Origin of the sequence: Halocella sp. SP3-1 (assembly GCF_003953885.1) — a bacterium.
GTDB lineage: Bacteria > Bacillota > Halanaerobiia > Halanaerobiales > DTU029 > Iocasia > Iocasia fonsfrigidae.
Genome location: NZ_CP032760.1, coordinates 692723 through 716345, shown reverse-complemented (window position 1 = coordinate 716345; position 23623 = coordinate 692723). Strand labels below are relative to the sequence as shown.

At 37.0% G+C, this 23623-nt stretch carries 24 protein-coding genes; 3 read left to right on the top strand and 21 right to left on the bottom strand.

Annotation, left to right across the window (positions count from 1 at the left end):
• Positions 1 to 12 precede the first annotated feature (12 nt).
• Positions 13 to 804, bottom strand: coding sequence for an MBL fold metallo-hydrolase (locus tag D7D81_RS03380; RefSeq protein WP_125987312.1), 792 nt, complete (start codon positions 802 to 804; stop codon positions 13 to 15).
• 158 nt (positions 805 to 962) lie between these two features.
• Between D7D81_RS03380 and D7D81_RS03375 the strand changes: the two genes are divergently transcribed.
• Together D7D81_RS03375 and D7D81_RS03370 are read left to right on the top strand one after the other, a co-directional pair.
• On the top strand, positions 963 to 1997 hold the full coding sequence (locus tag D7D81_RS03375) for a protein-glutamate methylesterase/protein-glutamine glutaminase (protein ID WP_125987310.1): 1035 nt from the start codon (positions 963 to 965) through the stop codon (positions 1995 to 1997).
• A 5-nt stretch (positions 1998 to 2002) separates the two neighbouring features.
• Complete coding sequence (locus tag D7D81_RS03370) at positions 2003 to 2782, top strand: CheR family methyltransferase (protein WP_125987308.1); 780 nt, start codon at positions 2003 to 2005, stop codon at positions 2780 to 2782.
• Here D7D81_RS03370 and D7D81_RS03365 read toward each other — a convergent pair whose 3' ends face one another.
• The 10 genes from D7D81_RS03365 to D7D81_RS03320 form a co-directional block, all read right to left on the bottom strand.
• Entirely contained in the window at positions 2783 to 3436 is a 654-nt protein-coding gene (locus tag D7D81_RS03365) for a redox-sensing transcriptional repressor Rex (protein WP_125987306.1), read from the bottom strand.
• A 191-nt stretch (positions 3437 to 3627) separates the two neighbouring features.
• Entirely contained in the window at positions 3628 to 5589 is a 1962-nt protein-coding gene (gene metG / locus D7D81_RS03360; protein ID WP_125987304.1) for a methionine--tRNA ligase, read from the bottom strand.
• A 31-nt stretch (positions 5590 to 5620) separates the two neighbouring features.
• Complete coding sequence (locus D7D81_RS03355; protein WP_125987302.1) at positions 5621 to 6784, bottom strand: iron-containing alcohol dehydrogenase; 1164 nt, start codon at positions 6782 to 6784, stop codon at positions 5621 to 5623.
• Positions 6785 to 6827: 43 nt separating this feature from the next.
• Positions 6828 to 7694: a 16S rRNA (cytidine(1402)-2'-O)-methyltransferase gene (gene rsmI / locus D7D81_RS03350; RefSeq protein ID WP_125987300.1), complete on the bottom strand. Its 867-nt coding sequence runs from the start codon at positions 7692 to 7694 to the stop codon at positions 6828 to 6830.
• A complete protein-coding gene (locus tag D7D81_RS03345; protein WP_125987298.1) occupies positions 7687 to 8418 on the bottom strand; it encodes a tRNA1(Val) (adenine(37)-N6)-methyltransferase in 732 nt (243 codons plus the stop codon). Before D7D81_RS03345 ends, rsmI begins: the two co-directional genes overlap by 8 nt.
• A 5-nt stretch (positions 8419 to 8423) precedes the next feature.
• The gene (locus tag D7D81_RS03340; protein ID WP_125987296.1) at positions 8424 to 8732 is read right to left on the bottom strand and encodes an initiation-control protein YabA; all 309 of its coding nucleotides are present in this window, start codon (positions 8730 to 8732) and stop codon (positions 8424 to 8426) included.
• An 11-nt stretch (positions 8733 to 8743) separates the two neighbouring features.
• The gene (locus D7D81_RS03335; protein WP_125987293.1) at positions 8744 to 9553 is read right to left on the bottom strand and encodes a PSP1 domain-containing protein; all 810 of its coding nucleotides are present in this window, start codon (positions 9551 to 9553) and stop codon (positions 8744 to 8746) included.
• A gap of 7 nt (positions 9554 to 9560) precedes the next feature.
• Positions 9561 to 10544 carry a DNA polymerase III subunit delta' gene (gene holB / locus D7D81_RS03330; protein ID WP_125987291.1) on the bottom strand — a complete coding sequence of 328 codons (984 nt, stop codon included), beginning with the start codon at positions 10542 to 10544 and terminating at the stop codon, positions 9561 to 9563.
• Positions 10545 to 10574: 30 nt separating this feature from the next.
• Positions 10575 to 10904 (bottom strand): cyclic di-AMP receptor DarA, encoded by a 330-nt coding sequence (gene darA / locus D7D81_RS03325; RefSeq protein ID WP_125987289.1) that lies wholly within the window; start codon positions 10902 to 10904, stop codon positions 10575 to 10577.
• Between the two features lie 73 nt (positions 10905 to 10977).
• Complete coding sequence (locus D7D81_RS03320) at positions 10978 to 11643, bottom strand: dTMP kinase (RefSeq protein WP_125987287.1); 666 nt, start codon at positions 11641 to 11643, stop codon at positions 10978 to 10980.
• A gap of 166 nt (positions 11644 to 11809) precedes the next feature.
• Between D7D81_RS03320 and D7D81_RS19415 the strand changes: the two genes are divergently transcribed.
• Positions 11810 to 11968 carry a hypothetical protein gene (locus D7D81_RS19415; protein WP_164522098.1) on the top strand — a complete coding sequence of 53 codons (159 nt, stop codon included), beginning with the start codon at positions 11810 to 11812 and terminating at the stop codon, positions 11966 to 11968.
• Here D7D81_RS19415 and trxB read toward each other — a convergent pair.
• From trxB to D7D81_RS03270, 10 genes are all read right to left on the bottom strand, one after another.
• The gene (trxB, locus tag D7D81_RS03315) at positions 11965 to 12900 is read right to left on the bottom strand and encodes a thioredoxin-disulfide reductase (RefSeq protein ID WP_125987285.1); all 936 of its coding nucleotides are present in this window, start codon (positions 12898 to 12900) and stop codon (positions 11965 to 11967) included. The genes D7D81_RS19415 and trxB overlap by 4 nt on opposite strands.
• A gap of 242 nt (positions 12901 to 13142) precedes the next feature.
• Positions 13143 to 14606, bottom strand: a complete 1464-nt coding sequence (guaB, locus tag D7D81_RS03310) for an IMP dehydrogenase (RefSeq protein WP_125987283.1) — start codon at positions 14604 to 14606, stop codon at positions 13143 to 13145.
• A gap of 188 nt (positions 14607 to 14794) precedes the next feature.
• Positions 14795 to 15967, bottom strand: a complete 1173-nt coding sequence (locus D7D81_RS03305; RefSeq protein ID WP_125987281.1) for a macrolide family glycosyltransferase — start codon at positions 15965 to 15967, stop codon at positions 14795 to 14797.
• A 61-nt stretch (positions 15968 to 16028) separates the two neighbouring features.
• Complete coding sequence (locus D7D81_RS03300; protein WP_125987279.1) at positions 16029 to 16472, bottom strand: MarR family transcriptional regulator; 444 nt, start codon at positions 16470 to 16472, stop codon at positions 16029 to 16031.
• Between the two features lie 393 nt (positions 16473 to 16865).
• Positions 16866 to 17504: a class II aldolase/adducin family protein gene (locus tag D7D81_RS03295; protein WP_125987277.1), complete on the bottom strand. Its 639-nt coding sequence runs from the start codon at positions 17502 to 17504 to the stop codon at positions 16866 to 16868.
• 24 nt (positions 17505 to 17528) lie between these two features.
• A complete protein-coding gene (gene xylB, locus D7D81_RS03290) occupies positions 17529 to 19022 on the bottom strand; it encodes a xylulokinase (RefSeq protein WP_125987275.1) in 1494 nt (497 codons plus the stop codon).
• A gap of 76 nt (positions 19023 to 19098) precedes the next feature.
• Positions 19099 to 20055, bottom strand: coding sequence for a sugar ABC transporter substrate-binding protein (locus tag D7D81_RS03285; RefSeq protein WP_125987273.1), 957 nt, complete (start codon positions 20053 to 20055; stop codon positions 19099 to 19101).
• 105 nt (positions 20056 to 20160) lie between these two features.
• Positions 20161 to 21099: an ABC transporter permease gene (locus D7D81_RS03280; protein ID WP_125987271.1), complete on the bottom strand. Its 939-nt coding sequence runs from the start codon at positions 21097 to 21099 to the stop codon at positions 20161 to 20163.
• A gap of 4 nt (positions 21100 to 21103) precedes the next feature.
• The gene (locus tag D7D81_RS03275) at positions 21104 to 22594 is read right to left on the bottom strand and encodes a sugar ABC transporter ATP-binding protein (protein WP_125987269.1); all 1491 of its coding nucleotides are present in this window, start codon (positions 22592 to 22594) and stop codon (positions 21104 to 21106) included.
• 22 nt (positions 22595 to 22616) lie between these two features.
• The gene (locus tag D7D81_RS03270; protein ID WP_125987267.1) at positions 22617 to 23615 is read right to left on the bottom strand and encodes a LacI family DNA-binding transcriptional regulator; all 999 of its coding nucleotides are present in this window, start codon (positions 23613 to 23615) and stop codon (positions 22617 to 22619) included.
• Between the last annotated feature and the right edge of the window lie 8 nt (positions 23616 to 23623).

Genomic DNA, 23623 nt, shown 5'->3' with positions numbered 1-23623 from the left:
GCTTAAACCCCTTTATCCAAGCTCATAAAGCCCTGTCGGCTTATCACGGCAGCACATATCTAGCTTCAGGTCTCTGTCAATATATATTCCATTATTCTCCAGACTGTTTTTAACCGTTATGTAAGCAAGTTCCGGCCTATTATTATCCTTACTTAGATGGGCCAGCAATATGCGGGGAAAATTACTATTAATAAGCCTGGGTAACAAAGCAGCTGCAGCATCATTAGATAAATGTCCCTTATCTCCATTAATTCGTTTCTTTAAATGCCAGGGATAACCTCCATTCATTAACATATCCAGGTCATGGTTTGCCTCTATTACTAACAAATCTAATCCCCTGAGTCTTTCTTCCATCTCACTGGATATATAACCTGTATCTGTGGCAACCCCAATATTAGTCTTACCACAACTAATAATATAACCGACTGGAGAAACAGCATCATGTGAGGTGCTAAAAGGAGAAATATCTAAATCCCCAAGGGAAAAATCACCCTTAAATACCTGACAGTTTTTTTCTTTGATTTTACCAAGATGGCTAGCAGCTTCCTGCCAGGTCAACTCATTGGCATAGATAGGCAGATCATATCTCCTTGATAAAACCCCTACTCCTTTGATATGATCTGAATGTTCATGAGTAACTAACACTGCGTCCAACTCCTCAGCACAAACACCTATTTTCTTTAATCTATGACTGATTTCCTTACCACTCAATCCAGCATCAATTAAAAGACTAAATTTATTGCTAGATATATAAATTGAATTACCAGAACTACCACTTGCCAAAACTGAAACCCTTATTTTCATTATTTCACCACATTTCATGCAGGATTTTTGATTAGAAAGAAGAAATTATATATTATGTATCTTTGTCGGAAAAAGTCTTTTGTCTATAAAGTTGAAACTTATTATCCCGGCATATAAAAATATTTGTCCAAACAAATTAATATACGGGAGGTTTTATTATGATAAAAGTAATGGTAGTAGATGACTCCCTCTTTATGAGACAGATTTTTAAAAACACCATTGAAGAGAGTGACGACCTAAAAGTTATTGCTACTGCAAGTAATGGTGCCAAGGCACTTAAAAAACTAGAAGATATCAAACCAGACGTAATCACTATGGATGTTGAAATGCCTGAAAAAAACGGCCTGGAGACCCTAAGGGAAATAATGAAATTAAAACACCCTATCCCTACTATTATGATCAGTGCTATGGATGACAGAGAAACTGTCATGAAGGCACTTGAATTAGGGGCTTTTGACTTTATACCAAAACCAGACGGCTCAGTCAGTATGAATATAGATGACATAACCAAAAGCCTTATTTTAAAAATCAAAGCTGCAGCCAGGATGGAACCAAAAGACCCGTTGAAAATTAAACCCATAACTCCATATAAGAGTAAAATATCAAGAAAAAAACCCAAAAAGAATTTTCCCATTATTGCCATCGGTACATCTTCAGGTGGGCCCAAAGCCTTAAAAGCAGTTTTACCAGTAATACCAGCTGGCTTTCCAGCCGCCCTATTAATTGTACAGCATATGCCAGCAGGTTTTACCACCTCTTTTGCCAATAGACTTAACCAGGAATCAGCTATTACTGTAAAAGAAGCCGCTGAAGGTGATACAATGACACCTGGTCTTGCCCTGCTGGCCCCTGGCAATTACCACATGCAAATCAACAAACAAGGCAAGGTTATCCTTAACCAATGGGCAACTAAATGGGGTGTTCGGCCCTGTGTGGATTACATGATGACCTCAACCAGTCGGCATTTTAAAGATAGGGTAATAGGTGTTATCTTAACCGGTATGGGCTCTGATGGGGCTGAGGGCATGAAAAACATCAAGAAAAACAATGGCTTCGGTATTGTAGAAGACAGGAGTACAGCCCTTGTCTATGGTATGCCCGGTTCAACTATCAAGGCCAATGCCTATGATGAAATACTACCCCTACACCAGATACCATTTAAAATTATTGAACTAGTCGAAAGGAGAATATAAACCATATGCCCATTACCTTTAATGATTTCAAAGATACTGCCTCTGATATCCTAAATATTAATCTAAGTGGTTATAAATTAAAGCGTGTCCAGAGGAGGACAGAAAGCCTGATGCGCCGCCATAATATAGCTGATTATGATGAATGTCTTAGGCTCTTAAAAAATGACCCCTCCTTTAAAGAAGCATACCTTAGCCATTTTACTATCAACACATCTGAATTCTACCGTAACCCGGAGAATTTTAGATATCTGGAAGACAAACTGCTACCTAAGATTTTTAAAAATAACTCCAGTGTCAAGATATGGAGTGCACCCTGTTCAAATGGTTCTGAACCATATACACTGGCACTAATCCTTAGTGAATTAAATTATAAAAAATATCAGATCTTAGCCAGTGATTTAGACCCTGATATACTTAATACAGCTAAAGCAGGTGTTTACGGCTCAAATTCACTGGAAAATGTACCCACTGGGGTATTTGATAAGTATTTTACCCTTGACCAAAATTCTAATAAAAAATACATTTTATCGGAAAAGATAAAAAACCAGGTTGCTTTTGAAAAAATGGATTTAATTAATGACCCCTTCCTTAAAGGCTGGGATCTAATACTAAGCCGCAATTTCTTTATTTATCTGACAAACGAGATAAAGGATATGCTCTGCCATAAATTTAGCTCAGTCCTTAAACCTGGTGGGTATCTATTCCTCGGTAATACAGAATTTATTTTCAACCCCCAAAAATACGGCCTGGAAAAGGTTTATTCTTCTTTTTACCGGAAATTATAGTTAGCCTCCATGTTTATCATGTTTATTCCAGCTTAAATGATAGATAAGGCTTACTATACCTACAGCCAGGTCTTCATTACGTACAATAATATCTTTAGGGACAATTAATCGTGTCGGAGCAAAGTTCCAGATAGATTTAATCCCAGCATTTATCAATTCATCAGCTACCTCCTGGGCTGCATTTCCTGGTACAGTTATGATCCCTAATTCTATACTACCATCCCTGACAACCCTTTCCACCTCTTTAATACTCTCGACTGTTATATCATCTATTTTATTACCAATTTTACCTAGGTCGGCATCTAGAACACTAACAATATTCAACCCCATCTTATTAAAGCCTTCATAATTAACCAGTGCCCTACCTAGGTTGCCGGCCCCTACCAGCACTGCTGGCCAGACTCTGTCAACACCTAGTATCTTACCAATCGACTTCTTTAAACCACTAACATCATAACCAACCCCCCGGCGGCCAAACTCTCCATAATAGGAAAGGTCTTTCCTGACCTGAGTAGATGGAATACCAAGTCTACCTCCGAGTTCTTTTGAGGAAACTACTTCTTCCCCATCAAAAACAGCCATCTTATCCAGACAGCGGTAATATAGTGGCAGCCTTTCTATGGTTGCCTTAGGTATATAATCACGGTTCTTCATCCTACTTACTCCTCCTTTTTTTGATTATATCTATATATATGAACAAGTAATTTTTAGTTCTGTCTAAATTATATCAAAAACAAACACAAATGTCAGCTATTAAGACCTTAATATACAGAAAACACCCCCTCAATAAGAATGAAGGGATGTTTATTTTATAAAAAGGTCAAACTATACAGAAGGGAAAATATTTATTTCACCCGACTCCCATTACTAATCTCTTTATCAACTGTAGTTATTGTCAGATCACCATCATCATTAGATGCAGCCAGTATCATCCCCTTGGATTTTACACCAAAGATAGTTGCTGGTTCAAGGTTGGCTACCATCAAAATCTTTTTGCCGACTAAATCAGCTGGCTGATAATGCTTAGCTATACCGGCAACTAACTGCCTTTGTTCATCCCCCAGATCAACCTGTAATTTCAATAATTTATTACTTTTTTCAATATTTTCAGCTGTCAGTATCTCAGCAACCCTTAAGTCAACTTTGCTAAAATCATCAAAATTAATTAAACCACTGCCTGTCTGCTTATCATTACCTTCTTTCTCTTCTTTCTCCTCTTTCACAGTCTGTTCTTTTTTCCTTTCCTCTACCATAGCAAAATACTCCTCCATATCTATTCTGGGAAAGATAGGCTCTGCCTTACTGACTATCCCACCTGTTGGCAGTAACCCCCAGCTTGCTAAATCATCCCAGTTTGTTTCTTCAATCATATCCCTGATACCAATCTGTTCCCCAATCTTATAAGGTGTCTCAACTAAAAATGGTTTCAAAAGACCAGCAGTAATCCTTAATGATTCCAGGAGATTGTATAAAACTGTTCCCAGTCTATCCTTTTTATTATCATCCCTGGCCAGTACCCAGGGAGTAGTCTGATCGATGTATTTATTAGTCCTCCTGATTAAATTCCATATCTCTTCAAGGGCCACAGCATATTTTAACTCACTCATACTATTGTCAACCAATTCCAGAGTTTTAGCAGCAAATCTTTTAAGCTCCTCATCTACATCTTCAGCTGGACCTGATTTTGGTATCACACCATTAAAATATTGTTCAACCATACTGATAGTCCTATTCAGGAGATTTCCCAGGTCATTGGCTAAGTCAGAATTAATCCGCTGAATCAAGGCCTCTGTTGAATAAGTCCCATCTGTTCCAAAGGCTACTTCCCGCAGAAGATAATACCTGATCGGATCAACCCCAAAATCATCTATTAGCATATTAGGGTCAACAACATTCCCCTTGGATTTAGACATTTTACCGGTTTTAGTCAATAACCATCCGTGGCCAAAGACCTGTTTGGGTAAAGGCAGGTCAAGACTCATTAATATAATCGGCCAGATAATAGTATGAAAACGGAGGATATCCTTACCTACCAGGTGAATATCAGCTGGCCAATATTTATTAAAATTTTCATCGTCATTTAAGTAGCCTATAGCTGTAATATAATTGCTTAAGGCATCAAGCCAGACATAAATAACATGTTTATCATCAATTGGCACAGGTATTCCCCAGTCAAAGGTAGTCCGGGAGACACTTAAATCATCTAAGCCCTGCTCAATAAAACTGATCATCTCATTACGCCGGCTCTCTGGTTGTATAAAATCTGGATTGTCCTTAATATGTTTTAATAATCTATCAGCATATTTGCTTAATTTAAAGAAATAACTCTCTTCTTCTACCCATTCAACCTCCCTACCACAGTCAGGGCAGAGTTTCTCCCCCTCAAGCTGCCTTTCAGTCCAGAAGGCTTCACAGGGTGTACAATACCATCCTTCATATTTCCCCTTGTAAATATCACCTTTATTATATATTTTCCTGAAAATCTCCTGTACTACCTCTTCATGTCTATCTTCAGTAGTCCTGATAAAATAATCATAATCAACCTCCAGACGTTCCCAGAGTGCCTTAAAAGTGGCTACAATCTCATCAACATATACCTTGGGCTTTTTTCCTGCTTCAGCTGCCTTGCGTTCTATTTTCTGACCATGTTCATCAGAACCAGTAAGAAACATAGTGTCATAACCCTGTAATTCTTTGAATTTAGCTATTGTATCAGCTGCCACACTTGTATAGGCATGACCTATATGTAATTTATCACTTGGATAGTAGATAGGTGTTGTGACATAAAAAGTATTTTTAGTGGTCATTGATCTGTTACCCCTTTCCATTTTATCTCAACTAGAGACTCATCCTGTAAATCTCCAGTACATCTTCTTTTTCAAGAACCTTATAACTCCCTAAAGGACCACGGCTAACTGCCTTAGCTGCCATTTCTTCCAGTTTATCTTCCCCGATATCATAATCAGCCAGTCGAGCGGGAGCTCCCATAGAATTAAACCATTCCCTGGTTTTTTCTATACCAGCCAGGGCTATTTCTTGATCACTTTTTCCCTTGGTGTCTATATTAAAGACATTAACTGCATATTGAACAAATTTATCTGTCCCCTCACTTAATACATATTTCATCCAGTTGGGGAAGAGAATAGCTAAGCCACCACCATGGGGTATATCATAAATAGCACTAAGCTCGTGTTCTATAGCATGGCTGGCCCAGTCATCATCCTTCCCTATGGATAAAAGGCCATTAATTGCCATGGTACCAGCCAACATAATGTTGGCCCGGGAATTATAGTCCTCGGGGTTTTCCAGGACAACCTCACTTTCTTTAATCAGGGTTTTGATAATGCCTTCTGCCCAACTATCCTGAATAGGAGTGCTTTCAGTGTGACTAAAATATTGTTCAAAAACATGGGCTGCTATATCAATAATCCCATAGACTGTATGTTCCTTGGGAACTGTATATGTATTCACCGGGTCCAGGATAGAAAAAACAGGCAGACAGGCTGGTGTATGAATAGCTAATTTCTGCTCGGTTTCCAGATTAGATATTACTGCATTACCATTCATCTCAGAACCTGTAGCTGCTAAAGTCAATACAACCCCTACAGGAATAGCCTCATCAGGTTCCCCTTCCATAGTGAACATCTCCCAGGGGTCACCGTCAAAACAGACACCTGCTGCAACAGCTTTAGCTGTATCAATAACACTACCACCACCTACCGCTATTACTATATCTATTTCCTTTTCTAAGCAGATATCAACCCCTTCTCTTACCTTACTTATCCGCGGGTTAGGCTCGATACCAGTCAGCTCAAAAACCTCCAGGTCAGCGTTTTCAAAAGCGTTCATAACCCTATCATAAAGCCCTATTCTCTTGACACTACCACCACCGGTTACCAACAAAACCTTTTTCCCATAATCTGCTGTTTTTTCACCAACTCTATTAACTTCTCCTTTACCAAAAATTATTTCCGTTGAGTTATAAAATGTGAAATTCTCCAAATTTAACCCCTCCTTATATTCCTTCAAAGTCAAGATAATTTTATTAAAATTTATTATCATTGTCAATATAGTCAATAACTACTGCTTCACTATAGACCTTCCGTTTAGGCAGCCCCCTTATCAGGGCGACTTCTTTTATAGCCTTTTTCTTACTAACACCCTGGTCCATAATTAATTTGAGATGTTCTAGAACCGTCATATCTTCCCAGCCTTCTTTACTGAATTCAGGTGCCGGTCTTCCCTCAATAACAATGACAAACTCACCCTTCGGTTCTTGATCAGCATAAAAAGACAAAACCTCTTCTACCTGCCCATAAACCTTTTCTTCATGGACCTTACTTATTTCTCTGACTACAGCCACTTTCCTTTCAGCAAGCAGGTCTAACAATTCCTGAAGGGTATCTCTTAAACGGTAAGGTGACTCATAAATAATGACTGTTCTCTCTTCACCCTTTATCTCAGCTAAACGCTGCTTCCTCTCTTTACCAGACCTAGGTAAAAAACCCTCAAAAACAAACCTGTCCATTTGCAGACCAGATACCACCAGGGCAGAGATAGCAGCAGTAGGACCAGGAATAGGGATTAGTTCAATACCTTCCTCAACAGCCGCCTTAAAGATTACCTTTCCCGGGTCAGAGATGCCTGGCATACCAGCATCACTTACCAGGGCAATATCCTTACCCTCTTTTAGTAAGCTGATCAACTCCCCTGTTCTTTCCCTTTCATTATGTTCATGATAACTCTTTAGGCTTGTTTTTATTTGATAATAATTTAATAGATTCCTTGTTCTTCTGGTATCCTCCGCTGCTATTAAATGGACCTTTTTTAAAACCTTTAAAGCCCTAAGGCTTATATCCTCTAAATTACCTATAGGGGTTCCACAAATATATAATCTACCTGCTTTATCCATAAGCACCCCCTCCATATATCCCCTTAACCTCAGGGCTATATTCTCTGCCATCTCGACTATATACTATCAAAGGAGGTTCAACTCTCATTCCCTGTTTGCCTCCTTTTCTTCCTTCTATCAGGAAAACCCGGGGGCTGCTGTCTACCCCCGACTGAATCATTCTCATCCGTTTAGGTTCAATCTGATATTCCTTCATCAGTGAAATAATCTCTGCCAGCCTCATAACCCGGTGAACCATGGTCATTCTGCCGGCAAACCTTAATAATTTCGCCCCTTCCCTGATTACATCTTCCAGGGTACAATATATCTCATGCCGGGCTATAGCCTTTTCCCTCCCCTTACTTATCCTGCCGCCGTCCACAGGCATATATGGAGGATTGCTAACCAAGAGGTCAATGGTATTGACTTTAATATATTCACCTGCCCTGCTGAGATCACCATGAATTATCTCTATCTGCTCTTCCAGTTGATTTATAATTATACTCCTCCTGGACATCTCAACTAATTCTGCCTGGTATTCCAGACCGATTACCTTGCCCGGATTCTGTTTGAATGCTAAAAGCAGTGGAATTACTCCACTGCCACTGCCAAAGTCAACAACTGTCTCTCCCTGTTTTACTACTGTAAAATCAGCCAGGAAAACAGAATCATTACCAAACTTAAAAAAACGGGAGTCCTGTATCAAATCCAGTTTACCTGGAATCAACTCTGTTATCTCTTCCATCTTTACTACTCCTCAAACTGCTTATCCATCAATTTCTGACAGAAAAGGCAGTCTCCTTTTCGTCTCTCACCAAAACTGGGATGGCAGATATGATATCCTTCCTTATATAAACGAAATAAATTACTATAACCCTTGCCCTTAGGCTCTTTTTGTTTTTCAAAGACAATATCCTTTAATTCTTCATTCTCTTGCCTTAATTCCTCATTCTCCTGATATATCTTATAGGTAATATCCTTCAATTTTTGAAACCTGAGTGACATCTCTTCAAGCTGCTCCTGGAAATAAGCAAGGGCACTTAGAACCTCTTCATCCATGATACCCTCTCCTATTCATCATCTTCATAATTATCTAGGTCATCTATCTCTACCTCAATATATTCATCAGCACCTATATCTACAGTAATTGTCTGTTTAACCAAATTCCTTTCTACTATCTCACCTTCCCCAATATCCAGTTCAACCGTCTCTCCTACATCAGGCATCTCTTTCTTTAAACGCTTATAAATCTTGGATTCATATTTTAAACAACACATCAAACGCCCACAAACACCAGATATCTTGGCTGGATTCAAAGAAAGTTCCTGTTTTTTAGCCATTTTAATTGATATAGGGTCAAAATCACGCAGAAAAAGAGAACAGCACAATGGCCGGCCGCAGATTCCCATCCCTCCAACCATCTTAGCTTCATCCCTTACTCCTATCTGTCGCAATTCAATTCTTGTCTTAAATACCCTGGCTAAATCCTTAACCAGTTCCCTGAAATCTACCCTGCCGTCAGCAGTAAAATAGAAAATTACCTTATTATGATCAAAGGTATATTCAACATCAATCAATTTCATAGGCAGGCCGTGTTTAGCTATCTTTTTCTCACAGATATCATAGGCCTCTTTCTCCAATTCCTTATTCCTAGCATTCTTTTTCTGATCCCTGTCAGTCGCTTTACGGATTACTTTTTTTAATGGTGCAACAATCTCTTCTTCAGCAACCTCTCTCTTTCCCAGGACTACTTCACCAAACTCTATACCCCTGGCAGTCTCTACTATTACATTATCCCCAATTGCTAAAGCAATATCACCAGGGTCAAAATAATAGATCTTACCTGCCTTCTTAAAACTAATCCCTACAACTATCTCCATTTTATATTTACACCCTCTTAGCTCGAATCTTAAGTAGTAAGTTCTGTAGGGCTAAGTCTTTTTTAACATTAGCCCTTATATAACCACTAATAGTATTTGTCAAGTTTACAATCCCTATCAATTCCTCTATCTTATACTTCTTTCCCATCACCTTTATATCATCAATAAAATCGAAGTTAACTATCCTGTTATTATTTCCCTGTTTATATAATATTATATCCCTGAATAGACTTAATATCAACTCAAATAATGGCAGGCCGTTATTTAGATAAGTAGTCAGTTTATCAGCCTGCTTAAATAAATCTACTGTATCCACCTTATCTAAATTATATAATATACTGTATACCTCTTGCCGGCTATTTAAAAATTCCTCGTCTCCCAGTAGGGCCAGAGCCCTGCCAAGACTACCATCTGCTAGACCAGCTATTACCTCCGCTTTGTCAGGTGCTACTCCCTCTGATTTAAGTTTCTTTTCAATTTCTTCCCTGGCCAGCTTATTCAGTTGGATTTTTTGACAGCGCGAAATAACTGTAGGTAACAGACTATCAGTCTCTTCTACCAGCAGAATTATAAGCGCATAGGAAGGGGGTTCTTCCAGAGTCTTCAACAGACTGTTAGCTGCCTGTACTGTCATTTGATCAGCCTGATCAATAATAAATACCTTCCGGTCACTTTCATATGGTTTATAAGCAATCTCCTGCTGGAGTTCTCTGATCTGTTCTATCTTGATATTGTCACCCTCATTAATCTCAACAAGCCTAATATCAGGGTGGTTTTGATGAGACACCTTTTTACAGGAGAGGCAAATGCCGCAGGCATCAGCCTCCTTCTCAGGGCAAAACAATGCCCTGGCAAACTCCAGAGCCAGTCTCTTTTTCCCAACCCCATCTTTTCCAATAAAAAGGAAGGCATGGGATACCCGCCGACTTTTTAACTGCTCAACTAAGAGCTCAACCGCACTATCTTGTCCTATTATATCTTTAAAACCCATCGTTATTCCCCTTACAAACTGTCATTTATATTATAATTTTAGAAACTGTTCTACATTAATAATAAAGACTGTGGCACCACCAATCTGCACCTCCATAGGGAAGGAATAATAACTCTCCAGTGTAGTAGCCACAGGGGACATAGGGGCAACAGTCTTTTTTCGCGACTTACAGTTATCCCGTATTATCTCTATTACCTGATCAAGGTCACCTGCTTCTGTCCCAATTATAAAAGTAGTATTCCCCTCTCTTAAGAAGCCACCTGTACTGGCCATCTTCGTCGCCTGGAATCCACCCTGATTAAGTGCCTCCAATAAGCGATGGGCATCATGGTCATGTACAATAGCAATTACCATTTTCATCTGCTTTTTTCTCCCTTCTTTAATTAATAATCGCTCACCCTAGATCACAAGCACCTAACTATAATTTGCCAGCTTACCTCTGCATTAAACCTGTAAATAAATCATAAATTTCTTCATGTATCTCTTCTACTGTCCGCATAATATTTCCCCTGACACAGTCTATCACCTGCCACTTATATTTTTCAGCCAGCCAGCAGGCATTATCATAGGTACTACTCAGATAATTAATATCCTGTTCATGAATATCCTTACCCTCTGCCCGTTTATCCATTAAAACACGGCTCTTCTCAGGAGGAACATCCAGAAAAATCACCAGATTAGGCTCCGGTAATAAAAATCTGTTAAACTCCAGGTCATATAACCAATCAAGATATTCTTCCTTTTCCTTTAGGTCTTTAATCTTACTGGCCTGGTGGACCATATTTGAGGTAGTATACCTATCAGCCAGTATAATCTTCCCATCCTGATAATCCTTTTTCCATTTTAACTGATATGAGGCATATCTATCTACAGCATAAAAAGTTGAAGCAGCATAGGAGTTAACATCACCTGGTTTACCGCCAAATTCACCATTCAAATACATCTTAACCAGCTCTGATGACCTGCTCTGATAGTCTGGAAACTGTATCTTTTTTATATTATAAGATTCTTTTTTTAATCTCTGGTATAACTTATCTGTCTGGGTTGCTTTCCCACTGGAATCAGTACCAGATTCAATAACGATTAATTTACCGTTCACAATCATCCCTACTTTTTGTTTTATTCCTGTAATTAATTATATTCTCTATAAATCCTAAAATCCCTGCAAATTTCACTATATATTAGATTTAACCACAATTGACTCCCCTCACTACTGTATAAAGTAAATCTCAAACATGCATACTAATCCTTAAGGGGCTGATTAAATGAAAAAAGAAGGGTACGATAATACAGATATAGAGAAAGACCAGCAGGATTATAACCCTATCTGGCCTTCTCTGGAAGACTATGAAATTGCCAATAAAATCGGTGTATCTCTAATGACAGTCAAAAAAGTAAAGGCTGAACTCCTCAGTGAAGACTAAAGCAAACTGTCTATGTACTGACCTGCTTCTATTGCCGCTGCTGCACCACTACCAGCTGATGTTACTACCTGCTGATACAGTGGATCCTGAACATCCCCAGCAGCAAACACACCCTCTATATTTGTCATATACCTATCATTAGTCTTAATAAAACCTGACTCATCCAGCTCAATAATTCCCTCAAAAAGACTGACATTAGGGTTATAACCAATAGCAATAAAAAGTCCCCTGACATCATTTAATACCTTCTTTTCATTTGTTTTATTATTCTCCACAACAATCCCTGATAATTTTTCATCACCTAGTAAATCTCTAACCTCAGAATTCCATAATATTTCAAGCTTTGGATTACTAATTAGCCTATCAGCTAATAACTTTGTTCCCCTGAACTGATTGCGCCGATGGATGAGATAAACCTTAGAGGCAAAACCACTTAAATAACTGGCCTCTTCAAGGGCAACATCCCCACCCCCTACCACAGCAACAGCTTGCCCTTTAAAAAAGGCACCATCACAGGTAGCACAGTAAGAAACGCCCTGACCCAGGAGTTCCCCTTCCCTGACAAGCCCCAGTTTGCGTGGAGAAGCACCAGTTGCTATTATTATAGTATCAGTCTGATATACCTGGTTTCCAGTCTTGATAGTATACGGTTTCTGCTTCAGATTCAGCTCATCTACCATCTCATAGGCCAGTCTCCCCTCAAAACTCTCAACCTGTTGAATAACTTTCTGCATTAATTCAAAACCATTTATCCCCCCGGGGAACCCGGGAAAGTTTTCTATTTCCGGCGAAGTAGTAATCTGGCCCCCTGGTTCAGGACCCATAAGTACAAGGGGATCTAAACCAGCCCTTAACCCATATATTGCTGCTGTAAGACCAGCCGGCCCACCACCAATAATAATCAATTTCTCCTTCTTTATCTTATCAGACATTTTCCTTACCTCCTAGTATAATCAAATATTAACAATTCTAACTATATTATATATTATATACAAGAATTATAGTGTAAAACAAACTACATTTTATATCATCTTAAAAAATACTTCCTTATTTACCTTATGCTTTAAAACATGACAAACGAAACGTCCCCTTGTCACATATCTAAAATCTAAAAAAGCCTATAAAGTTAGGATTTACACTTTATAGGCAAAACATCTTATTAAATCACTTTAGATTAATCTATAGAATAATTTGGGGCTTCTTTAGTAATATTTACATCATGGGGATGACTCTCCCTTAAACCAGCCGCAGTTATCTTGATAAAACGGGCATTTTCTCCGAGGTCTTTAATGGTTTTAGTACCACAGTACCCCATACCTGCCCTTATGCCACCTACTAACTGGTAGATAGTATCACCTAAGGGGCCTTTAAAGGGAACCCTTCCTTCTATACCCTCTGGTACAAGTTTCTTGGCTTCCTGTTCCTGTTCCTGAAAATATCTGTCTTTGCTGCCTTCCTGCATAGCCCCCATTGAACCCATGCCACGATAAACCTTATAACTCCTGCCCTTATAAATTTCAAACTCACCAGGGCTTTCTTCGGTCCCAGCCAGTATACTACCAAGCATTACTGTATCTGCACCAGCAGCAAGGGCTTTAACAATATCCCCTGAATATTTAATACCACCATCAGCAATCACTGGTATATCATATTCTTTTGCCCTGGCTACACAATCAAGTATGGCTGTAATCTGTGGTACACCAACACCAGCTACTACCCTGGTCGTACAGATTGAACCAGGACCTATACCTACTTTAACAACATCCGCACCTGCCTTAATAAGATCCTCTGTTGCCTGGGCGGTAGCAACATTACCGGCAATAATCTCCAATTCAGGGAAAGCCTCGTTTACCCGTTCAACAGTGTTTAAAACCCCTGCAGAATGACCGTGAGCAGTATCAATTACAATAATGTCTACCTCTGCCTCTACCAGGGCAGTTACCCGCTCTATAGTATCCTCGGTTACACCAACTGCCGCCCCAACTAGTAATCTCCCCTGACTATCTTTGGCAGCATTAGGGAATTTCTCAGCCTTTTCAATATCCTTAATAGTAATTAATCCCTTAAGTAAACCATCTTCATCAACAAGGGGAAGTTTTTCTATTTTATGTTCCTGCAGGGCTTCTTTAGCCTCATCAACAGTTGTTCCCACCGGGGCTGTTACTAATCCCTCATCTGTCATCACTTCAGCTATATCCCTGTCATAGTCCTTAACAAAACGGAGGTCTCTATTGGTAATAATCCCGACCAATTTTTTATCCTTATCCACAATCGGGACCCCGGATATTCTATATTTTGACATCAAAGCCTCAGCATCACTGAGTTTTTTCTCTGGTGATAAATAAAAGGGGTCAACAATGACACCACTCTCAGACCTCTTGACCCGATCAACCTCTTCAGCCTGTCTTTTGATACTCATGTTTTTATGTATTATCCCAATACCGCCCTGCCTGGCCATCGCAATAGCCATCCTGGACTCTGTCACTGTATCCATTCCAGCACTAATAATAGGTATATTTAAACGAATATTCCTTGTTAACCTGGTACCAGTCTCTATATCCCGGGGAAGAACTTCTGACCGCGCCGGTATCAACAAAACATCATCAAATGTTAAACCCTCTTTAATAAGTTTTTCCATGATAAAGACCTCCTTGTTTTTCTATGTTAACCATTTTAGCTAAAAATACTAGTAAAAATCATCCCAATCTACTAAATTAACTGTAGGTATTTTTAACATTTTAACAGAGATAAAAATTGTTGTCAAGGTAATTATCAAAGTTTCAGAGATTCAGTCCAGACCATGGTTATATACTTATCATAAAATTACTAGTGTGGTAATGTATCCAAAATTATATCAACAGCCCTTTTATAGCCGCCAGCTTTTCTAAAAGTTTCCTTTATATAGTTTGTATTTTGCAAATATGATTGGTGTTTCATGATTTTATCTGCAGAATCTCGAAGTATATTTTCATTAATTTCTTTGTTATTTAAACAAATCCCTGCTCCTAATTCCTCAATCCTTTTCCCAATCATTAGCTGTTCTGGTTGTTGTGGAACTAAAATTAAAGGAACACCAAAATATAAGGCTTCATGTACACTATTCATACCAGCATGTGATATAAATAAATCTGCCCTTTGTAAAACCTCAATTTGTGGCACATAATTTTTGACAATAAAATTATCAGGAATTTCACCCAACTCTTTTATCTCTGTATTTTTACCCACAGACATAATAACAAGAAATTCCTTTTGAGCAAAGGTTTTTAAACATTTCTGATAAAAACTAATGTTTTGGTTAAGTAATGTACCTAGAGAAATATAAATAACTTTTCTATTCCTCAATTTTTCAAAAGGGAAATCAAGGTCTTCATCTCTATGGTTAATTGATGGGCCAACATACTTATAGCTCTCATCTATTTCTTCTGATTTAGGCTGGAAATACCTTGAAGTATATACTATATTAAGATCTTCTTTATTGATAATAGTATGTTTAAGATCAACTTCAATATTATATTTTTTACTGTAGTATTTAGCAAGCTTCTTAAATCTTATCAAATCTCCCAATCTACTAAGCATCATCATTAATATCCCTGGATTTAAAAACTTTTTTCCTATTGGAAATATCGTAGTTGAACATACTGCCCTTATATTTAAAACCCTGGCAATACACCTGCCCCAGGTACAAAAAGAATCATGAACTATACAAACTGGATTTTCATCTCTCACCTCTTCAAGGTGATGATTTATTATATCATCTGTAGATTCTAAAATTGACCTTGTTAGTGAAATAAAATTTTTAGAAATTAATTTATTATTATTATTCATAATTTCCATTTTATAAGGTCTAAATAGGGCACCACTGTTTTCTATTATATCTTTAAAATCTTCAGTACAATAATAAATAATCCTCTTCCCTCTTGTAATTAATTCTTCAATAATTGGAAGTGTCGGGTTAATATGACCATGAGCGGGAACACCAAAAAATATAATAGTATCCATTCTTCAACTTACCCCTTTCATACTAAAATGAATATAATCAGAATTTAATATTTGTACAAAATTAATTACTTAACTTTAAGTTTTGAGATAGTTCTCTAAACCCTATTATTATCCTTTCCAAACTATCTTCCTTAAAATTTTGAAACAAGTCGTTAAATTTAAGCAGATTATCATTAGTTTTATAAGCTACAAATCTTTTTCCTTTTTCAGTGATACTTATATTCTTTTTTCTTCTATCATTAATATCTTCTTTTTTTGTTATAAAACCTTTATCAACAAGCGAATCAATTATTGTTGTTAAACTGCCTTTAGGCATATCCATAAAAATACTAAGTTTCGTAGGTGTTTGACTCTCTGTTAAATACAGCATCATTATTAATTTTATTTGATTTTCATTTAAAGAATATTTTTCATCTTTATGTATAATTGGGTTTATATATTTAAAATAAAAAGGCATAAACCCAGCAATCTCTTCTGCTGCTTCTTTAATTAACTTTCTCTTCATCAAAACCACCCCCAATATTAATTAGAATTCTTATAATAAGAATTCTAATTAATATTGTAGCATAATAATTTTTATAAATCAACTAGCAATTTAACTAAAGTTAGAACAAAGCTCAAACTATACAAACTATCAACTAGACAAATATATTAACTGGACGACTCTAGAAATTGTCTGGAGGCATGGACGCCGGAAGACAATTTCTCGACAGTAAACGAAGGCAGGACGCCGTAGTACACGACAAGGGAAGTAAATATATTTGTCGGTCTTTAAAGTTATTCACAATCTCAAAATTGCCGTTTCCTAACTAATAAAAAAACAATAGTTTTATCTTGTTATCGGATAACAAGATAAAACTATTACTAAAGAGTTTTTCTAATATGAGTTTTCTTATATCTACTGACCATACTTTGTTTTAACAAAATCCTGCATCGCCTTTATATCAGCAGGTGATATAATTCTAGCCTCACCTAAATTCTTACTCATTAGATAGAGATAAGCTGTTTTTTCTACAACATCACAAACCTTAAAAGCAAAATCCATGTTAGGGCCTACACATAAGGTCCCATGACTGGTCAATAATACCGCATTTTTAGATGCTAAAGCTTTAACAGCATACTCCCCCAATTCTTTTGTCCCAGGCAGGGCATATTCTGCACATTCTACTGAATCACCTACAATCTGTACAAAGTCCTCTGAGACTGGTGGTATTGAAGTATCTGTAATAGCAAAAGCAGTGGAATAAGTCGGGTGTGTATGAATAATAGCATTTACATCTTCCCTTGCCGCAAAAATAGCTAAATGCATTGACCATTCAATTGAAGGTTTTCTTTGGCCCTCGATTATTTCCCCTTTTGCATTATAAACAACAATATCATTAGTCCCTAATTTCTGATAATCCATACCACTAGGTGTTAAAAAAATATTACCGCTTTCAGGATCCCGATAACTAATATTACCCCAGGTGCCAACTGTCAAGCTTCTCTGGCACATCTTAACTCCTGCATCAACAACAATTTGTTTGAAGTCATCCATTATTTTATCACCCTTAATCTTAGTTTATAGTTTAAAAATATCCTTTGTTCTCTGATATATCTTTTTATATTTATTGTAATTTTCATAGTATATTTCAGGTATTTCTTCGTAATAATATTCTTTGCCAGTCATAGTTAGACGAGAAACCACATCATCCAGGGAATCGTAAACCCCCAGTGCTAAGCCACATAAAATAGAACTACCCAAAGCACCAGTTTCTGCGACTTTTACTGGACTAATCTTTTTGTTAAGTACTTTAGCCATAATATTAAGCCATTCTTCACTCTTACTGCCTCCACCAAGCAGCCGCAGTTTATCAATATTGATTCCTAATGACTCCATGACTTCAAGGTTATTTTTAAAGGCAAAACTAACACCTTCCATAATTGACTTAACAAAATGATATTTATTATGATTCATGCTCATGCCAAAAAATACTCCCCGAGCTTCAGAATCCCAGTGAGGTGATCTTTCTCCCATCAAATAAGGTAAAAATATTAAACCTTCACTACCATCTTCTATATTAGCTATTTCCTGGTTATAGATATCAAAAACAGCATCTGACTCACTATCAAAGGTCCGTTTAAACCAGTTTAAGGATTCACCAGCTGTCTGCATTATCCCCAGGTTAACCCATTTGTCTTCTAGACAGTAATTCCAACATAGTACCCTGTGTTCAGGGTCAGCTATAGGTTCATCGGAAATAACTGAAATAACACCAGCTGTACCCACTATTGCTGTAACCTCTCCAGGATGAATGACCCCGGCCCCAAGTGAGGTAGCAGCCTGATCAGCAGAACCATTTATAACAGGAGTTCCCTCAGGAAGTCCAGTAATACTAGCTGCTTCAGGGGTGATTCTTCCAATTACTTGGGCTGATTTATCTACCTCAGGCATTAAATTTGGGGCTAAGTCAAAAAGTCTAAACATCTCGTCAGACCACTTTTTCTTAACAGTATTAAACAAAAGGGTTCCTACTGCATCTGAATAGTCCGTAACCATCTCTCCAGTTAACATGTATTTGATATAATCTTTGGCCAGAAGAACCTTTTCAGTTTTCCTATATATATCAGGCTCTTCTTCTTTTACCCAAACAATATGTGGTGCAGTATAGGTAGTAGAAAGAGAGTTAAGGGTATAATCAGAAATAATCATCCTGTTTTCTTCTTTTGCATTATATCTTTCCACTAATTTCCTTGTCCTCTGATCCATCCAGGTTATTGCATTCCTCAATATGCGGTTATTGTTATCAAGATAGACCTGGGTATGCATCTGGCCAGAAATACCTATACAAGCTATTCTATCTTTTAAACCAGAGTGTTCGTTTAACACTTCAGTAGAGATCTTACATAAACCCTGCCACCAATCAGAAGGCCTTTGCTCTGCATACCCCTGTTCAGGATTTAGTATCGGGTAATCAACATAATTCTTGGCTAATATTGTCCCATCGGTGTCCATAAAAATAATTTTCATTCCAGTAGTACCTAAATCAATTCCAACAAAAATCTCTTGATTCATGTTTTGACCTCCATTCAAAATGGACGTTAAAATATTTAAATTTAAAATAGGGTTAGTAAAGGTGAAATATCTTAATTTACTTGAACTGAGCTAAATATTGTATGAATTCTTCAACATTCTCTTTAGTAATTAACAGGGTTTTTGTATACATAGTATTATCTACATCTTTACCCTCAATCATTTTTACTGCTGTCTGTACACCTTTAATTCCCATTTCTGCAGGAAACTGTGCTACTGTAGAGTCCATCTCTCCATTTTTAATACTTTCAAGTGCTGCTGGTACAGCATCAAATCCAATAACTTCAATTTCATTATCCAGTCCTGCTTCTTTGATAGCCCTATAGGCACCTAAGGCCATATTATCATTACTGGCAAAAATGAGTTTTAATGAAGGATTTGCCTGAAGTATATTCTGGGATACATTATACCCCTGTTCTACTTCCCAGTTTGCTGTTTGTTCTGCCACTACTTTAAATTTTCCTTCTACAAGGTCGTAAAATCCATTTCGCCTATCTCTCGCGTTTTGTTGCCCGGAAATACCTGTTAAAATAGCTACTTCAGCCTTAGCACCAACTAATTCAAAAGCCCTTGCTCCTGCTTTTTTAGCACCAGTATAATTGTTGGTACCAATGAATGGTATCGGGTCAAGACCGGCCTTTTTAACCGCTACTGGATCAACCCGGGTATCAAGATTAATTACTGGAACACCAGCACGTTGTGCTTTGCCCAAAGCAGTAATTAATCCTTCTGAACTACTAGCAACAATACAAATAGCATCAACCTGACGTGTTATCATATTTTCTACAATTTGCAATTGCTCCTGGGCACTACCATGCCTCTGGCCAGCCTGAACTAGTAATTCTACACCTAATTTTTCTGCTTCCTGTTTTGCTGCATTAACCATGGTAATAAAATACTCATTGCTTAAGGTCATGGGAATAAAACCAATTCTTATATCTTTTGCCAAAACAAATGAACTAGAACTACATACTATCAATATCAAAAGAGTCAACATAATAATTAATTTTTTCATTTTTATTATCCCCCTTGTGTTTGAAACATTTGAAAGATCAAAATATTCAATCAAAAAATTCACCTTTCTAACCCTAAAAATTATTGAATATTCCTCAAAAAACTTCTATCTATCCTTTGCTTTGTCTACAAAAACTGCCGCTATAATAACAGTCCCAATAATAATTTTCTGATAAAAACTTGATACATCTAAAAGTGTTAAACCATTCCTTAAAGTTCCTAACATCAGCGCTCCAACAAGTGTACCTAGAATATTTCCTGAACCACCAGAAAGGGCTGTTCCCCCAATAACTGCAGCAGCAATCACATCAAGTTCATATCCTTCCCCAGATAGCGGTGTCGCATAATTAAGCCTAGCTGTTAGTAAAACACCACCAATTCCTGCAAAAAGTCCACTAAAAACATAAGCAATAGTATTTATCTTTTTTACCTTAATTCCTGATAAACGGGCAGCACTCTTATTCCCACCGATAGCGTAAATATAGCGCCCTAGTTTAATTTTGTTTAATACAATATACATAATAGTAAAGGCAATAATACAATAGATTACAAAAATCGGTATACCCAGAATTCTTGTTGTGGCAATATTTTGAAAAGAAATTGGTAACCCAGATACAGGCCTTCCATCATTAGCAGCTAAGGAAGCTCCCTTAGCAATGCTCATCATACCCAAGGTCATAATGAAAGCAGGCACTTTACCAAACGAAATAATAGTCCCATTTATTAAACCAATCATCACCCCTACCATAATACTAAAGATTATAGCTAAAGGTATTGGCCAACCAGCTACTAATGTCATTCCTGTTATTATACTTACAAAAGCTACAATAGAACCTACACTTAAATCAATTCCACCTGTCAAAATAACTATAGTTTCTCCAATAGCAATGATAGCTATTATTGCAGATTGAACTATAATATTAAGGATATTCCTTTGGGCAAAAAAGTAAGGACTTAAAACAGAAAATAATAGAAATATAATTAAAAACCCCAGATAGATGCCAAATTTCTTTAAAAATTCTCTAGCATTTATTCCTTTTAACATTAAACTAGCCCCCTATCGCAGAAGATAAAATCTGTTCTTGACTTAAATCACTAGTGTTATCAAAGATATTAGCTATCTGACCATGATACATGACCATGATACGGTCAGACATTTTCATTATCTCTGGCATATCAGAAGAAATCATAATAATTGAAGCTCCATCTTTAACTAACTTGGTCATGATATTGTATATTTCTTCCTTAGCCCCTACATCAATACCTCTGGTAGGCTCATCAAATATATATATACTTGACTGCTGGCAAAGCCCCTTAGCAATAACAATTTTTTGTTGATTACCCCCACTTAAAGTAACAACTTTAGTCTCCTGTGAAGGGGTTTTAATTTTCATTTTTTCTATTAAACTTTGACAGATGTTTTTCTCTTTGCTATTATGCAAGCAAAATTTGGCCCTTATCTTATCCAAAGAAGAAATTGTAATATTTCTTTTGACACTATGTTCAAGAAATAATCCTTCATCTTTTCTGTCCTCACTTAGATAAACTATATCATTTTCTATCGCTATACTAGGTGAACTTAGTTCTACTACCCTATCCTTTACAATAGTTTCTCCTTTTTCTTTAGCAAATTCCCCTATAATCGTCTTAGCCAGTTCAGTTCTACCAGCCCCAACTAAACCAGCAATACCTAATATTTCCCCCTTTCTTAGCTCAAAAGAAGCATTATTAACCTTATCTTTATAACACAGATTTACAACTCTAAGAACTACTTCATCACAACTATAACTATCTTTTTTCTTATTATTCTCATCTATTTTGCGACCAACCATTTTACTAACTAACTCGTTTTTACTTACCTGATCCAGCTCCACAGTATCTACATATTGACCATCCCTTAAAATAGTACACCTATCCCCAATCTCTTTTAGTTCATTCATTCGATGAGATATATAAACTATTCCCATCCCATTTGCCTTTAAATCCCTTATTATCTTGAATAAGAGCTCAATTTCGGTCTCAGTCAGGGTAGCTGTTGGTTCATCAAAGACTATCATCTTGGCCTCAAAGATAAGCGCCTTGGCAATCTCTACCAATTGTTTTTCAGCAACAGTTAGTTCCTCAACTAGGGTAGTTGGTTTAGCATTTAAGCCTACTACCTTACTTATCTCTTTAGTCTTTTTGATTGCTTTCTGCTTATTAATAAATCTATATTTAGTTGTATATTCCCTACCTAGAAACAAATTTTCATAAATCGACATATAGGGATTCAAATTAAACTCCTGATAAATAATACTTACCCCATATGCAAAAGCATCTGCTGGTTTTTCTATGGTAGCCTCTTTACCCTCAATAAAAATTTCCCCATTATCTTTTGTATGGGCACCAGAAAGTATTTTAATCAAGGTTGATTTACCAGCACCATTTTCCCCTAATAAAACATGTACTTCCCCTTTTTGAAGATCAAATTGTACATTATCAAGGGCTTTTACCCCAGGAAAAGTCTTGCTTATATTTTTCATTTCAAGAAGTTTATTCATCCTAATCCTCCCTCCCTTCAATTTAAAGCTTTTGACAGGTATCCCCAACAATTAATTTCCCTGGTATCTTCCTTTCTTTTGGGGATACAGTCTTTTTTTCAATTAAGTTAATCAGCTCCTTCATTGCTACCGCTGCCATTTGGGCAATAGACTGCTTAACAGTAGTTAATTTATAATAAGAATTATTTAAAATCCCATCAAACCCAATTATTGATAAATCTCCCGGGACATTTATATTTAACGACATTGACCTGCCAAGCAAACCCTTGGCCATTAAATCATTGGCACAAAAAATAGCTGTTGGCATTTCCTCTAAAGACAGAAAATATTCTAAAGCCTTAATACCACTCTCAGTTCTGAAATCTCCTGTATAGATATACCTTTCATCAACTGGAAGTTCATATTTTTCGACAATGTCCAGATATCCCTGTTTTCGCTCATCTGCAGTCTTAACACCTGGTGTTCCTGAAACATGTGCTATTTTTTTATGATTTAAAGTAACTAGATATTCAACAGCCTTTCTTGCCCCCTCCCTATTCTCAGATGTAATAATAGGATAATTCCTATTGCTATTGCTGTTAATATAACGGTCAATACAAACAACTGGGTATGAAGGATCAAGCTTTTCCAAAATCTCACCAGAAATACCCTCCGTCAAAATTAAACCAGCAAACTTGCTTTTATTGATATAATTTAAATATTTTAATTCCCTCTCTTTCTCATTTTCCGTATCACAGATAATAAGCGAATAATTCCAATCAAATGCTATTCTATTGGCCTCTTTTATTAATTTAGTAAAAAAAGGGTTCATAATATCAAAGATGAATAAGGCAATATTATTAGTGATATTAGAATTTAAATTTTTAGCAATTTGATTAGGAATATAATTCTCTTCTTTAATAACCTGCAACACCTTTTCCCTTGTTTTTTCAGCAACTTGATCAGGTGAGTTTAACACCCTTGACACAGTAGCCGTTGAAACATCACACATCTCTGCAATATCCCTAATTGTCATACCCATAGACTTTG